We start from the raw sequence: 14,521 nt of genomic DNA, 5'->3' as shown, positions 1-14,521 counted from the left end.
GTTCGGGATCATGCGGCGTCGAGCTGCGGCGGCTCACTGACTGCCTCGTTCGCCACGACAACAGCTTCAGGTGCCGCAATCTGCATAAATGTGCCGTCAAGCTTCGTCAGGTATTCGCCCAGCGCCTGCCACGCCCGGCGCATTTCCTTGCCGTAGTCATACTGCTGGTAAGTGCGAAGCAGCGTCGGGTTCAGTCCCTTCCTGCGCGCCTGCGTCGTGATGGTATGGTTCAGGCACCGCTCAACGATCCCTTCATCAAAACCGCAGGCCTGCATGAGCGTCGCCCCGGTACGCCGCAGGTCGTGACAGCTCCACGGCCCGCCTGACAGCATGAGCGAACGGGCCGTCACTGCCGCAGGCCTGTTCTTTCCCTGCCAGCCCCTGCCCCAGCTCTGGCGGGAATTGATGGCGCACTGGAGAATGGCGGTCGTCACAGGCTTGCTGACATCCCTGGTGTGCGGCAGCAGATACGGCGTGCGACCGGTGAGCGTGTACAGTTCGCGCAGAAGCCGCACGGCGAAATCCGACAGATGGATCATGAAGCCTTTCCGGTTCTTGGCCTGCGTCGAGGGAATGAGCCACGTTCCCGCCTTCAGGTCGATATGTTCCTTCCAGCGCGCCGCGCAGATTTCATTGATACGTACCAGTGTCGCCAGCATGATCCAGACCGCCAGCTCGTGTTCACGCGCAATGGGTGTCGCCAGCCCCCGTCTCGATCCGGTACGGAAGTTGAACACGTTGCGGATCGACTGGAAGCGGTCCCGCAGGTCGATGATCTCGTCGTCCTCCAGCACACGGTCACACCAGCTCTGGAAATCGGCTGGCACCAGCCGGTCAATATCAACCTCGGTGGCGGGGTTCACGTCAAACAGCATCCGCCAGGGCCTGCGTCTGCCCGCCCATGTGAACATCGCATCGATGTAGATGAACAGGGCAAGCGCGGTCGGCACCTTGCCCGCCTCGATCAGGGACCTGACCGGACCACGAACATGCTCGGCCTTCACGTCGAGTACACGCACCTGCCCCACGATGGGCAGGAAGTGCAGTTCGAACATGCGACGCACCCCCTTCGCCCCTTTCGGCGTGTTGTCCACCTGTGCGACGGGGTGCCATTCCTCGAAAAGTGACTGGATCGTCAACTGCTGCTCGGCCTGCTGCCGCCCGTGTCCGGCCAGCTCCCGCTGCTGCCGGGCAATCTGTTCCTGTTCCAGTTGCATTTTCTGGACGGTGGCCCGCTTCTGTCCTGCCGGGTCGCCGCCGCGTTCGACACGCAGCCGCGTCTCGTCAAGGCGCTCGCGGATCGTTGCTACCGGATCGCGCGGCCATGCGCCAAGCGACATTTCGCGTGACTGGCCTTCGAACCGGTAACGGTAGCGAAAGTGGACACTGATGCGCCCGCTGGCTCCAACATGAACCTTGCCGGACAGACCCGACCCTTCGGTCAGTACCCGGTCGTTATCAGCGGCGGTGAGCCTGGCGAGCGTCGCCTCGCTGATGGCTGGTGATCGTCTTTCCCCCACGGTTTTCCCCACAAGTCAGATGCCCTGCCCGGATTCTACGAGCGATCGCGGTCGCTGTGCAGACACCTAACCTGTTGAATCCGAACAAGATAAACGTTTGTCGAAGTGGTGCGCTGCGGGAAAACATTCTCCACAGTTTTTGTTGACAGGCCTGTGGACAATCCTGCTGGAAAGGCTGCAAGTCGTTGAAGTCACGATATTTTCGCGCGGCGCTCCGGTTTTACCCTGGTTTGCCCCGTTTCGCTTCGGCGCGAGTCGCCTTATGATGCACTGGTCGCGTCTATTTCCGACGCGGCCGCCCGCCAGAATCCGCAGCCAGACGACAAAACGCGCCAAAACGCACGCGAGCCGACCATGAACAAGCCCAGCGAACGCATCGTCGTATTCGTCACACCCGCCCAGAAGCGCGCGATCGCCTCGACCGCCGAAGGCCTCGGCATCAGCGTCAGCGAACTGATGCGGCGTGCGGTGCTCAGCTTCGGTGCGACGAGCGAGCAGGTCAAGGCGGCGAGCATCGTCGATCGTTTGCGGGCTCCGCGTGAACCGGATGCGTTGAACGAGGCGTTGCGCAAAGTCGCCCGCGGCACGCGCCACACACACGGCACCGCGACACCCGCCCTACCGCCGGCGCGCGCGCGCAATGCCCTGCCGCCGCCATCCGCTTCGTCGATCAACAATGACGCTGATGCGGCGCCTGTTCCGTTTCAGGACGAGCTGCACGCCTCGTCCCGGGTGCCGCTTCCGGCCCGCTCCGGCGCGTCGTTCAAGGACGCCCCCGCGCCGACCGAAGATTTGCCGGACGCAACGCCGCCTTTCGATCCCGCCACTGCAACCGAAGAGGAAATGCGCAACGCGGCAGAAGCCGTCGCAAGGGTGGCCGCGGCAAAGGCTGCGGCGCTTGCCGCGGGCCCGAACGCCACGGCCGACGCGGCACACGCGAGCGGGCCGGACACGTCGCGGCAGCGCCCACGCCTCGACCCCGCGCCGGTGGACGACGATCCAGACGCCGCCGACCCCACGCCAAAGGATGGCCGCTTCGCGTGAAACTCGCTGGCGCATCTCCGGTAGTCAATCGACGGAAATCCGGCGAAACACACCGCTCTTTGACCACCGCAAAAGCGACGTTTTGATGACGGCGAGGCACGACGTTTTGAAACCGTTATAGAACGTGGTTTTAAGCCATGTTTAAGACGGGCCGTGGTGTAATATTCGCGCTCCGCCGAGCCATTGGCGACGCGCCTTTCGGGCTGTTAATCCTTTGTAATCGCAATCCCGGCAACATTGCCATTGCAATTCATCGAAACGTCCCGATTTGCTGACCGGTCGTCCGCGCATCAACGCGCGCAGCGGCGTAAGCTATCGGATAAACGCGGTCGGCTGGACGCGCCTGGTTATCCGGCGCCGATTTCAATCTACGGAGGTATTCATGTCGCTTATTGACACCATCTCGCGCACGCTCAAAGGTCTCCTGAACGACGCGGCCGAATCCGTGCAGGATCCCTCACGCGACTCGCGCCAGATCGTGCGCGAACTCGACGAGAGCATCTCGAAGGCGGAGAACTCGCTGATCGAGATCCAGGCACAGGTGGCGACGCAGCAAAGCAAGCGCGACGTAGCCGCCGACAAGGCAAAGAAGTACGAAGACGGCGCACGGCGTGCCCTGCAGGCCGGCGACGAAGCCCTCGCCCGCGAGGCGCTCGGCGCACAGGCGACGGCAGAAGCCGAGCGCAACGCGCTCAGCTCCGAACTCTCGACACTCGAACCGTCAGTCGATCAACTGAAGCAGCAGATCGACGAAATGCGTCAGCGCCGCAACGACCTGAACGCGCGCTCCAGCATCCTGCAGGCGAAGCAGGAGATCGCGCAGGCGAAGGATGTCGCAGCGACGGCACTCGGCGGCATCGGCGGCAAGAATCTCGCCGAGGATTTCCAGAAGCTCGAAGACAAGGTGGCGCTGTCGAATGCACGCTCCGACGCGCGCCTGAATTCGGCCGACGTCAAGAGCGGCAAGGCACTCGACGACAAGCTCGCGGAACTCAACCGCGGTCCGTCGGTGGAAGATCGCCTCGAGGCCCTGAAGAAGCAGTTGAACACGCCGGCACAGCAGTAACCTGCTGTTGCGGGCCCGGTGCGGCGCGCTGCGGATCGAACTTCCACTCGCACGCGGCGTCGCACCTGATACCGATAGTCATGGAGACGGGCGTAAAGCCGCCCGGCCCGAATCATGAAGAGATTTCTCGCCGCTGCTTTCGTTTCGCTGATGCTCGTCTCCGGCGGTGCCTTTGCCCTGCCGACCGCGACGCAGATCGAAACCGCGATGCAGCAGGGCAACTGGCAACAGGCGGACGCTGGCCTCACACAGGTGCTGCAGGCGCATCCGAGCAATGCGCGTGCGCATTATCTCTACGCACAGGTGCTCGATCGCGAAGGCCGATACGCAGACGCACTCACGCACCTCCAGCAGGCAAAGACGCTTGACCCGCAGGTGCGTTTCACCGATCCGTCGCGTTTCGCGCAAACAGAAGCACGCCTGCGCAAAGACGCGCAACGTGCAGGCACGACCACCACCAACCGCGCGACGAATCCTTTCGCGCAACAGAACGCGCCCGCTGCCCAGACGCAGCAGACGACAATGATGCAACCGGTGACGCCGAAACGTCAGGGGGTTTCAATGGGCATGTTGATAGGTATTGTGCTGGTGATCGTCGCGATCGCGTTCGTGCTGCGCTGGACGCTGAAACGCGCACGCTCCAATGATGATTCACGGGTCGAAGGCGACCGGCGCGAGCAGCTCAAGCGCGCGACCGAACTGCTCAATGCGGTGCGTTCGCTGAAGCTCGATGTCCGGCTTTCGACGGTGCCGGGACACGAGGCACTGGAGAAGGAAGTCGAAGGCGCGGAGACGCAGTTGCGCCAGCTGGTCGAAACGCTGTCGAACAGCCAGAATCCCGTGCCACCGTATCAGATCGAGGATCTGGCGCGTCAGGTCGAAAGCCTCAAGGCGCGCTCGGAAGGTCGCCCCGATCCGAACGCCACGGGTACGGCCGCATTCGGGCCGGGGCCGTTGGGCAGTGGTGAGTCGACCTATGCACGCGAGGCGGATGAACGCTTCGGCCGGCAGCAGGCGCCCTACCCGTATCCGCCGCAGCCGGCGCCACAACAGCAGCCGCCTGTGATCGTCCAGCAAGGCGGCGGTTTCGGTGGCGGCATGGGTGGCTTGCTGACCGGCGTGCTGCTCGGCCAGGTGCTCAATTCGGGCGGCCGCGATCGTATTATCGAGCGCGACGTGATCGTCGATCCCGACGAAGCGCGCCGACGCGCGGCTGGCGGCGATGTCGATTTCGGCCAGGGTTCGAACGACTGGAGCGACGGTGATGGCGGCGGCGGAATCGACATGGGCAGCAGCGACGATTCCGGTGGCTGGACCGATACCTGATCCAATGCTGCCGCGTCGGATGGCACATGAAAGCAGGCTCCGTCATGGAGCCTGCTTTTTTATCGCTTGACGAACGCTTCACCCCTCTCACGCCGCGAAGTGCACAGTTGTCTACCCTGCGGCATAGTTCTGTAGACGTTTGTAGACGTTCTCAGTCTGGAGCCCGTGTGACATCCATCCCGCCCGCCTCTTCCAGCATGCCGCGCATTGCCATCGTCGGGAGCGGCTTTGCCGGCATTGGCATGGCGATCCGGCTCGCGAAGATGGGCATCACGTCGATGACGATCTACGAGGCGGCGGGCGATATCGGCGGCACATGGCGCGACAACACGTATCCCGGTGCCGCGTGCGATGTGCCTTCACATCTCTATTCGTTCTCGTTCGAGCCGAATCCGGCGTGGTCACGCGCGTTCAGCCAGCAGGCAGAGATTCTCGCGTACCTGAAACACTGCGCGCGCAAATACGGCATCGAGCGTTTCGTACGCTGTCACGCGCGTGTCGCAGCCGCGCGCTTCGATGAAGCACAGCAGATCTGGCGGCTCGACATCGACACGGATGGTGCGCGCGAATGCATCGAAGCCGATGTCGTGATTGCTGCGAGCGGTCCGCTGTCGCGCCCGGCGATGCCGCAGATCGCCGGCATTGAACGCTTCACCGGCAAGATGTTTCATTCGGCCCGCTGGGATCACGACTATCCGCTCGATGGCAAGCGCGTCGCCGTGATCGGCACCGGCGCGAGCGCGATCCAGTTCGTGCCGCAAATCCAGCCGCGCGTCGCGTATCTCGCGCTGTTCCAGCGTACGCCGCCATGGATCATGCCCAAGCCGGACCGGCCGATCGGCCGGCGTGCGCACTGGTTCTTCCGGCATCTGCCGTTCACGCAGCGCGTCGTACGCGCGGCGACCTACTGGCAGCTCGAATCGCGCGCGGTGGCGTTCGTCGTGAATCCGAAGCTGATGAAGTATCCGATGAAGTTCGGCCTGAGCTATCTCGAACGGCGCGTCAAGAATCCTGCCCTGCGCGCAAAGCTCACACCGAACCATCAGCTCGGCTGCAAACGCGTACTGCTCTCCAGGGACTACTACCCTGCCGTGTCGCAGCCAAACGTCGACGTCATCACGACCGCGATCCGCGAAATCGTCACGGACGGCATCGTCACCGATGACGGTGTCCTTCATCGCGTCGATGCGATCATCTGCGGCACCGGTTTTCAGGTGAACGACGTGGGCGCGCCGTTCGACGTGACGGGAATCGGCGGCGCCGATCTCGGCGCCCTGTGGTTACGCGACGGGCCCGAAGCGTATCTCGGCACGAGCGTGGCGAGCTTTCCGAATTTCTTCATGATGGTCGGACCTAACACTGGCCTTGGCCACAACTCGATGATCTACATGATCGAGTCGCAGGTGCAGTACATCGCCGACTGTCTGCGTGTGTTGCGCCGGCGCGGCGCGCGAACCATGAACCTGCGCCACGACGTTCAGCGTGCGTTCAACGCGCGTCTGCAGCGCGACATGCAGCGCTCCGTCTGGGCAACCGGATGCCGCAGCTGGTATCAGTCGAAGAGCGGCAAGAATACCGCGATCTGGCCTGGCTTCACGTTCAGTTTCCGCAAGCGCACGCGTCGCGTGCGCGAGCGCGAATACCGCTTTTCCCCGTAGTGAGCGCGATTGTGGTCCGGGCTGGGAATCAACGGCGCGCGCCGTATCCGACGTAGACGCGCGTGTCGTACGCAAATTCAACCTTGCCGCTCTGTGCGGTACGGTCGAACAGGTCGCGCAGCGCGGCCAGCATCGGCTCGTGATCCGGATGCCCGGCCTTCGGCGCATACGACGAAGACATCAAACGCCCCTTCAATCCGTCGAAATCAAGCGCCTGCATGTTCGGAAACGTCGCCTTGTGCGCGAAACTGTCGCCGAACCAGGCCGACATGCCGGCATCGTCGCCATAGCGCTCAGACACCTCCGTGTAGTCCACGCCATATCGCTTGAGGAGCGCCTCGTATCCCTCGAGAAACGCCGAGCCTGTGAGCAGCCGGCTGTTCCAGAATAGCGCGACGAGCCCGCCCGGTTTCAGGACGCGTGCGAACTCGCGGCCAGCCGTTGCCGGATCGAACCAGTGAAACGCCTGGGCGGCGATGACGAGATCGACGCTGGCGTTCTCGAGGGTGGTCGCTTCCGCGGTGCCTGAAACGGCATTGAACCCCGGGGACGCCGACAGCCACGCGATGGCGGCTTCACGCATCGCCTGATTCGGTTCGACGGCGACGACCGGATGCCCTGCGTCGAGAAAGAGCCGCGTCGAAATACCCGTGCCGGCGCCGATGTCGGCGACGCGCGCGCCGTTTGCCAGGCCGCACGTGGCGTGCAGGAACGTCACCACTTCGCGCGGATAGCCTGGACGGTATTTCACATAGTCGGCAACGCGGTCGGTGAAGCGCCTGGTTGAATCGTGAGTCATTGCTGGGGCCCCTCGTTGCGTGTGTCGAAGCGCTTTACGTTAGCTCAGATCACGGGCAAGTGCGTGACGGGACGCTTTCAGCCACCACCGCCCAGGAGGCGCAGCAATTCCCAGAAAAACTTGCAGACCAGCACGATCAGCTCCCACAACTTCTCGAGCTGCTGCCAGTCCGCAACGGGTGCGAAGGCTTCAATCATGGACTCAGTTAAAGGTTAGACAGCTTCAGGCGCACCGGACGGGTCGTCACCAGCGAGCGCGCATGTTCGCACAGTATCGCTAATGACGAGTGCGGGATTCTCCTGATCAAGTCGCCGGAAAGCTTGCCGTAAACGCAGCAGGAAGACGCGGGATCCGTCCTGGACGACCTCGCAAACCCGCGCCATCAAGGAGACTTCAATGACGGGCTTCAGCTTTCGCCGGATGGGCCGCAGGATGAGCCGGTCGAGTTCGGTCGTCGGCGACATTGCCACGCAGGCGGGCAAACTGGGAATCGAAATCTGCGACGTGTCGGGGCACGTCGAAGAAGTCGCGGCTCGCGTGCAGCGGCAGGCGCAGGTATGCCGCGCCTTGCGTGAATCCGCGGCACTGACGATGGAAGGCAACCACCGGATTGCCGCCGCCGCCCGCGAGATGCGCAGCGTGACCGCCGGGGCCGCGACCAGCGTGCAGACGTCGCAGCAGACGCTCGAAGCATCGCTTGCGGATATTCACGGGCTCGTCGAGGGTGTGACGGTGATCGAGAGCCAGATCGGTGCGCTGCGCGCGGCGCTCGCGCATGTGAGCCGCGTGTCGGAGGAGATTTCGCTGATTGCGCGCCAGACACATCTGCTCGCCTTGAACGCCGCGATCGAGGCTGCCCGCGCCGGCGAATCCGGCAAGAGTTTCGCGGTGGTGGCGGCCGAAGTGAAGAACCTGTCGGCGAAGACCGCTCAGGCCACCGGCCAGATCGAGACGACACTTGCGCAACTGACCCAGCAGACCGAGCAGCTGATTTCAGAGGGATCGGTGAATACGGCGCGGGCGCATCGCGTGCGCGAAGGCACGCGGATGATCGGCGATGTCGTTCATTCGACCGGAGAGGCCATCACGCAACTGAACGCCGAAGCCGGGCAGATTGCGACGCTCTCCGGCGAAATCGAGACGCAATGCAACGGACTCGAGGCACAGGTGCTTGAGATGGCGAGCGGCGTCGAGCATTCGAGCGAGAACTTCGCGCAGGCGAAGGACCGGCTGGGGAATCTGCTGGGTGTGTCTGAAACGTTGATCGAACTGACGGCGGCGACCGGAGTGGAGACGGCGGATACGCGCTTTATCGAAGCGGTTGAAGAGGCGGCTGTGAAGATCAGCAAACTGTTCGAGGGCGCCCTCGCGCGGGGCGATATCGCCATCGCGGATCTGTTCGATGAGACTTACGTGCCGGTTCCGCGCACGGATCCGCCGCAGTTCATGACGCGGTTTACTGCGTTCACCGATCGGGTTTTGCCCGCTGTTCAGGAGCCTTTGCTCAAGCTCGATGAGCGGGTCGCGTTTTGTGCCGCTGTCGACCGGCACGGTTATCTGCCTACCCATAATCTGAAGTTTTCGCAGCCGCAAGGGGATGATCCTGTCTGGAATGCCGCTAATTGCCGGAACCGGCGCCTGTTTAATGACCGGACTGGCCTTGCGGCAGGCGCGAATACGAAGCGGTTTTTGTTGCAGACCTACCGGAGGGATATGGGGGGTGGCGCGTTTGTGTTGATGAAAGACGCGTCGGCGCCGGTTTTTGTCGCCGGACGGCATTGGGGTGGGGTTCGGGTCGGGTATCGGGTTTGAAAAGGAGGTCGCAGACGAATCGCCCACACCACCCTCTTTTGCTCGCTGGCGCGTGATCTGTTCCGGCAGGGCTGATATCGCGCTGCCGACGTAGAGCGCGATAAGTCCTCACTTGCCGTAGCCTTGAGAGAAAGCGTCAACGGATTGCGCCTGTTCCGCTGCTGCTCGCCCCCTCCTTCCTTTCCAGCCGCAGGTACGTGTCGGCGGCAATGAGGCCAAACGCGATATGAGACACGAAGCTCACCCAACTGCGGGCGTCCGCAACCCATGGGAACACGTGACTCATGCCGTAGAAGTTGACGAGATACACGGTGGCGCCGAAAACCGCGCCCGCCAGCGAGGCCATCCCCATGCTCGAATCGAAGCTAAACGGTGCGATGATCACCGCCAGAATAAGCGTGAAGATGACCGAAAGCACGAAGTGAACGGCCAGCGCCACCAGCACGATGCCCACCTCGAACGTAGGGGGCTGCGTCAGCACACCACGCCCCACCGCAATCGCCGCGATCATTCGAGGCGCCCCCCAGGGGCTCTGCCCGGCGAACCATATCCCCAGAAGTTCGAGCACCAGAAAGACCGCTCCCGCTACGCAGCCGGCGATTACGACTGCACGCCAGTCGGGCATGCGGCGAGTGAATTGGTGCGAGTGCATGTGACGTTCCATCGCGACCTTTTTTAGACGCGACCAGATTCCGCTACTTTCATTAATCATTTTAGAAAATCTGGGCGGAAAAGGCACAGTGCCGGCGCCTTCAAAGTTCCCTATCGATGATCGTCTTTCCTGCAAGCCGCGAAGCGTCATCAGGCATGCGGAAGCATACTGAACCGTCGACAAGAGTCACCGCCGGTGACCGACTATCAAGCGCGATTCGATCTGCTTCATTGACGCGCGGGAAAAAGCAGATGGTCGCGTGTGCACGTGCAAGGGATGCCCCGACCAGGCGCCAGGATCCGAGGGCTGCGAGGAGTCGCCGCGACACTGCCGTATTCATCGACTGGAGACAATGCTATGAAAATTAAAGCCTTCTCGCTAGGTCTTCTACTTTTTGCCAGTTTGCCCGGCAGCGCGTCATTCGCATTTGCTCAGTCGTCCCCTCCGCCGTCCGAGCAGGCGAAACAGGTCGAAGCGCTAGTCAACAAAGCCGCGGCTCTGATCGACGGTAAAGGTAGGGCGGCTTTTCCCGAGTTTAGAGTAAAGGACTCCGAGTGGTTACACGGCGACACCTATGTATTCGTCTACGACCTGGAGTCGAATGTCTTGCTGAATCCTGGCATCCCAGCCCGTGAGGGGACCAAAGTCACCGGCCTGAAAGATGTCAACGGCAAGTTGTTTCATGACGCCATGATTCAGACGGCTGAAACCAGGGGGGCAGGATGGGTCGACTACATGTCCCCGAAACCCGGACAGACCCAGCCATCGCGGAAATGGACCTACGTGAAGGCCGTGAAGATCGATGGAGTTCCTGGTCTGGTGGGTTCGGGCTTTTATCCCGAGTAGTGCCCTTGATTAGCCTCAGCCCGATTCGACACAGGCGCGAGTAAAGATCCTGTGGCCAATACTGTCGTAGTCCACTCCTGGCCCTTGAAGCGTCGATCATTGACGCGTTCTGATTCAACACGCATTCCAACCGTTTTGCCGAGCCTTATCGCCGCCTTGTTCTCCGACGTTTTCGCAAGGATTCGCTGAACTGCGAATTCGAGGAAGCCAAATTCCAGCGGGCGACCACTAAGCAATTGGGCTTATCTTGCCGCAATGCGTCGTCACGCGATCTGCTGAACCCATTGACTCCGCCAACCCGGCGCCTCAAAGGGATCCGAAAAATACTGGGTCTCGTGAACGACCTTGCCGTTGCAGAACTCCATAATGCTTACCGTGTAGGCTGGTCGCCCGTTATAGGTGATGGAGTATTCCGTGACCCATAGATTACCTTCTCCTTGAATTCGCCTGGCATCGAAACCTGCTGGCTTGCCTGGATGATGACTCCGCAGTGCCTGCAAATTCATTCGCCCGAGGATTCGTTCACCTGACTGGGGATAGTCACAGATGGCATCGTCATCGTAAATATCGTGTTCTGCGTCGAGATCGCCGGCCGCCGACGCTTGCCAGTGCGCATTCAGGGCTTCACGTATTTTCTCTTCCTGCATGGAGGGCCTCCGGATACCGTTTACGTTCATCTATCACGTGCGTCGTGGAATAAACCCGGGGCTGCCCGTCCTGGCGACTTCGAGACTCCACGAAGCCCGTGCTCAATGAGTGCTCTTGCCGTGGGTGGCCAGCGACATCGATTGGCTGGCCGAACCACCGCGTCTGCGTGTCAATCAGCTGCTGCCGCTGCGCGCTCTATCGCGGTCATATCGATCTTCCTCATTTTCATCATCGCGTCCATCGCACGCCTTGCGGCATCACGATCGGGCCCGTTGACGAGCTCGAGCAGCCGCCTGGGCGTGATCTGCCACGAAAAGCCCCAGCGGTCCTTGCACCAGCCGCAAGGCGCTTCCTCTCCGCCATTGCCGATAATGGCGTTCCAATATCGGTCGGTCTCTTCCTGGCTATCCGTCTGGACCATGAAACTTACCGCCTCATTCGCCTTGAAATTGGGCCCGCCGTTCAACCCTACAAAGCGCCGGCCGAGCACGGAGAACTCGACCGTCAACTCCGGACCCTGCCCAATGCCCGGTACAGGCGATACATGACCTGCGTCGACACGGCTGTCGGGAAAAGTGGCGGCGTAAAACTCCGCCGCCTCGCGCGCTCTACCTTGATCGAACCACAGGCATGTTACGAGCTCAGCCATCGCAATCTCCTTTCAGAAACACACGCCGTCAACGGGCCTTGAGGACAGCATCCTGACGCCCACGCCATCGAGACAGCTGTATTGACTGTCGATAATAGCCTGGCTGTCGAGTTCGAAATGGGCGCAAACCCGAATCCCAAACCTCGCTCGACCCGCAGGCGATGCGGGACGCCAACCTGGACATCGTCTTCGCGGAGCGTCCCGCCGTAGTGGCGGGTCACGCGTTCACAACGGGTTGGATTCCCCAGACGACGTTCGAGAAGCCGCTCAATCCCAGCATCATGACCGTCGGTGTGCGTAGTGGCATGGGTTGTGACGCCGACAAATTACCGCTGGACAAGCAGAGTGCCACGTCGATTCCCGACGATTTTCAACATGAACAGGCCACGGTGAACATGCTGAAGGAAATCAATCCAGACTACGTGATCCCGATGCATTGTTCGGGCGAAGCGTTCTACGCGATGGTGACCCAGGCAATGCCAGGAAAAGTACTTTGGTCATCGTCAGGCACGCGCTCCACATTCGGCGCCTGATAGCTCGAGCAGCCCTCGCCGAAACGAAATCTCGCCGCGTTGTCAAGATGTCTACCTTTGAGCACGCGAGTTTTGTGGGTGCGAGGCAGAGACTCGCCACCGGGCGGAGCGCATTCGCCCGATAAGAAGAATAGAAGTGAGATGAGGGCATTTGCGATAACCGTGCTACCCCCGCTATGGCAGAATCGCCGCGTGAGCGTGGCCTTTGCGGTGACGGCCGCCCACGGCGAATTCAAGGGAGACGGAGGTTTGCGGGAGCGATGCGCTCCGTGACAACCGTCACTTCCGCAAGGCGTCTCCGGGAACAGAAGAACATGCGCGCCAGCGATGTGCTCCCGGTTGCATTCCCATGCAGCTTGCCAGCGCTCGAAGGCAAAAAACAAAATCAGGTTCGGGGAAAATGCATGTCAACCTATAAAGAGACTCCACGCTTAACCGGCGGCCTGTCCCACGCACAATCCCCTCCTCTCCCGCTCAGGTCGGCATTGCGCCGCTGGAACCTGCGGGTGCAGTGGACGATTGCCGCACTTAGCGCAATCGGCGCCGTCGCGGCGGCGCGCTGGTACGGCAACTATGGCGCCGCGTTGGGATTGGCGCAGTTCCTGGTGATTTTTGCGCTCTTCGGGGCCGGCCTGCTTCATGCGATCTCGATCTTGCGGGCCCAGTCGAAGGCGCTGTGCGACGGCGATCTGTCACGGGACGTGTCTTTGGCGGGGCGCGACGAACTGGCGGCGCTGGGCGAACAGGGGCGCGTGCTCGCCTACCAGTTGTCGCAGATGGTGGCGCGCATGCGCAGCGAAGCCGAACTGATCGCCATGGGCGGGGCCCAGGCGACCCAACATGCCACCTCGCTGTCGCAACGCACCGAATCGCAGGCTGCCAACCTGGAGCAGACCCGTGCCTCACTCGAAGCCCTGCTGGAAGCCGTGCGCTACAACACCGATCAAACACAGCAAGCCGACGAGCGATCTGCCCGTGCGCATGCCGATGCGGTAGCGGGACAGGCCGCGGTGCGCGCTTCGGTCGAAAGCATTGTGCGCATCGAGCAACGTTCGCGCGAGATGGGAGAGATACTCGGCGTGATCGACGGCATCGCCTTCCAGACCAATATCCTCGCGCTCAACGCCGCCGTGGAGGCCGCCCGGGCCGGAGATTCCGGCCGCGGTTTTGCCGTGGTTGCAGCCGAAGTGCGGGCATTGGCGCAGCGCAGCGCGGCAGCGGCAGCGGAAGTCAAGAAACTGATCCAGGCTTCTCGCGACGAAGTGACCGACGGGGTTCAGGCCATCGAAGGCAGCCGTAATTTGTTGACGCGTGCAGTCGACGCGGTCAGCGAGGTGGCCGCCTTGCTGCGCGACATCGCACGGTCGAGCAGCGAGCAGACCACCGGATTGCAGGAGATCGCCCAGGCGGTCGAGGTGCTGGACGACATCACCCAGCGCAATGGCCAGATGGTCGGCGGGTCGGTGGAAACGGCGAGTCTGCTGCAAGCCCGTGCCGATCGACTGAGCGACGGGGTCAAATATATCCGGCTGCGACAGGGCTGTGCCGACGAGGCCCGGACCATGGCGGAGCGCGCGGCCCGACTGGTCGACACTGAGGGGCCGGAAAACGCCGTGCGCCGATTTCACGACCCAAACGGCGGCTTTCGCGATCGCGACCTCTATATCGTGGTTGCGGACCGGGACGACTATTTCCGTGCCTTCGGCTCTGATCCAGGCAAGGCCGGCAAGCTGCGCCAGGAGGCGCTGCCGGGCGACGACCAATCCGCGATCCGCGAAGCCAGCTGGCGCGCGGTCGATCAGGGCGGTGGCTGGATCGAATTCAACGGACGGCACCCCGTCACGAGGCAACCAGTGGAAAAGATCGGCTACATTGCGCCCGCGCTCGGTGGCCGCTGGGCCGTCCAGTGCAGCGTCAACCGCGGCGACGGCCTGGTGCCGTCCAGGAGGGTTTGAAACAGTGACGGAT

At 62.2% G+C, this 14,521-nt stretch carries 13 protein-coding genes; 8 read left to right on the top strand and 5 right to left on the bottom strand.

The window, feature by feature from the left end; genetic code table 11:
* Positions 1 to 8 precede the first annotated feature (8 nt).
* Entirely contained in the window at positions 9 to 1,520 is a 1,512-nt protein-coding gene (locus tag P3T23_RS22050; RefSeq protein ID WP_429318238.1) for a tyrosine-type recombinase/integrase, read from the bottom strand.
* A 354-nt stretch (positions 1,521 to 1,874) separates the two neighbouring features.
* On the opposite strand from P3T23_RS22050, the gene P3T23_RS22045 reads away from it, so the two are divergent.
* The 4 genes from P3T23_RS22045 (at position 1,875) to P3T23_RS22030 (ending at position 6,614) form a co-directional block, all read left to right on the top strand.
* Positions 1,875 to 2,564 (top strand): hypothetical protein, encoded by a 690-nt coding sequence (locus P3T23_RS22045; RefSeq protein WP_429318237.1) that lies wholly within the window; start codon positions 1,875 to 1,877, stop codon positions 2,562 to 2,564.
* A 382-nt stretch (positions 2,565 to 2,946) separates the two neighbouring features.
* Positions 2,947 to 3,630, top strand: coding sequence for a PspA/IM30 family protein (locus tag P3T23_RS22040; protein ID WP_429318236.1), 684 nt, complete (start codon positions 2,947 to 2,949; stop codon positions 3,628 to 3,630).
* 114 nt (positions 3,631 to 3,744) lie between these two features.
* Positions 3,745 to 4,956, top strand: a complete 1,212-nt coding sequence (locus P3T23_RS22035; protein ID WP_429318235.1) for a tetratricopeptide repeat protein — start codon at positions 3,745 to 3,747, stop codon at positions 4,954 to 4,956.
* Positions 4,957 to 5,153: 197 nt separating this feature from the next.
* Positions 5,154 to 6,614 carry a flavin-containing monooxygenase gene (locus P3T23_RS22030; protein ID WP_429318415.1) on the top strand — a complete coding sequence of 487 codons (1,461 nt, stop codon included), beginning with the start codon at positions 5,154 to 5,156 and terminating at the stop codon, positions 6,612 to 6,614.
* Between the two features lie 28 nt (positions 6,615 to 6,642).
* Here the strand turns inward: P3T23_RS22030 and P3T23_RS22025 are convergent, their stop codons facing one another.
* Complete coding sequence (locus P3T23_RS22025) at positions 6,643 to 7,413, bottom strand: class I SAM-dependent methyltransferase (RefSeq protein WP_429318234.1); 771 nt, start codon at positions 7,411 to 7,413, stop codon at positions 6,643 to 6,645.
* 396 nt (positions 7,414 to 7,809) lie between these two features.
* Here P3T23_RS22025 and P3T23_RS22020 point away from each other — a divergent pair, with 396 nt between their 5' ends.
* Entirely contained in the window at positions 7,810 to 9,225 is a 1,416-nt protein-coding gene (locus P3T23_RS22020) for a methyl-accepting chemotaxis protein (RefSeq protein ID WP_429318233.1), read from the top strand.
* 136 nt (positions 9,226 to 9,361) lie between these two features.
* Here the strand turns inward: P3T23_RS22020 and P3T23_RS22015 are convergent, their stop codons facing one another.
* On the bottom strand, positions 9,362 to 9,889 hold the full coding sequence (locus P3T23_RS22015; RefSeq protein WP_429318414.1) for a hypothetical protein: 528 nt from the start codon (positions 9,887 to 9,889) through the stop codon (positions 9,362 to 9,364).
* 345 nt (positions 9,890 to 10,234) lie between these two features.
* On the opposite strand from P3T23_RS22015, the gene P3T23_RS22010 reads away from it, so the two are divergent.
* Positions 10,235 to 10,723 (top strand): cache domain-containing protein, encoded by a 489-nt coding sequence (locus P3T23_RS22010; RefSeq protein WP_429318232.1) that lies wholly within the window; start codon positions 10,235 to 10,237, stop codon positions 10,721 to 10,723.
* A gap of 263 nt (positions 10,724 to 10,986) precedes the next feature.
* Here the strand turns inward: P3T23_RS22010 and P3T23_RS22005 are convergent, their stop codons facing one another.
* Both P3T23_RS22005 and P3T23_RS22000 read right to left on the bottom strand, forming a co-directional pair.
* Positions 10,987 to 11,370 carry a nuclear transport factor 2 family protein gene (locus tag P3T23_RS22005; RefSeq protein WP_429318231.1) on the bottom strand — a complete coding sequence of 128 codons (384 nt, stop codon included), beginning with the start codon at positions 11,368 to 11,370 and terminating at the stop codon, positions 10,987 to 10,989.
* Positions 11,371 to 11,540: 170 nt separating this feature from the next.
* Positions 11,541 to 12,020: a VOC family protein gene (locus P3T23_RS22000; RefSeq protein WP_429318230.1), complete on the bottom strand. Its 480-nt coding sequence runs from the start codon at positions 12,018 to 12,020 to the stop codon at positions 11,541 to 11,543.
* A 161-nt stretch (positions 12,021 to 12,181) separates the two neighbouring features.
* Between P3T23_RS22000 and P3T23_RS21995 the strand changes: the two genes are divergently transcribed.
* Complete coding sequence (locus P3T23_RS21995; protein WP_429318229.1) at positions 12,182 to 12,553, top strand: hypothetical protein; 372 nt, start codon at positions 12,182 to 12,184, stop codon at positions 12,551 to 12,553.
* 404 nt (positions 12,554 to 12,957) lie between these two features.
* Positions 12,958 to 14,508: a methyl-accepting chemotaxis protein gene (locus P3T23_RS21990; protein ID WP_429318228.1), complete on the top strand. Its 1,551-nt coding sequence runs from the start codon at positions 12,958 to 12,960 to the stop codon at positions 14,506 to 14,508.
* Positions 14,509 to 14,521 lie beyond the last annotated feature (13 nt).

It is taken from the genome of Paraburkholderia sp. GAS448 (assembly GCF_050435685.1).
GTDB lineage: Bacteria > Pseudomonadota > Gammaproteobacteria > Burkholderiales > Burkholderiaceae > Paraburkholderia.
Note: the sequence above shows the minus strand (reverse complement) of the source record. Positions and strands in the feature narration are given on the sequence as shown.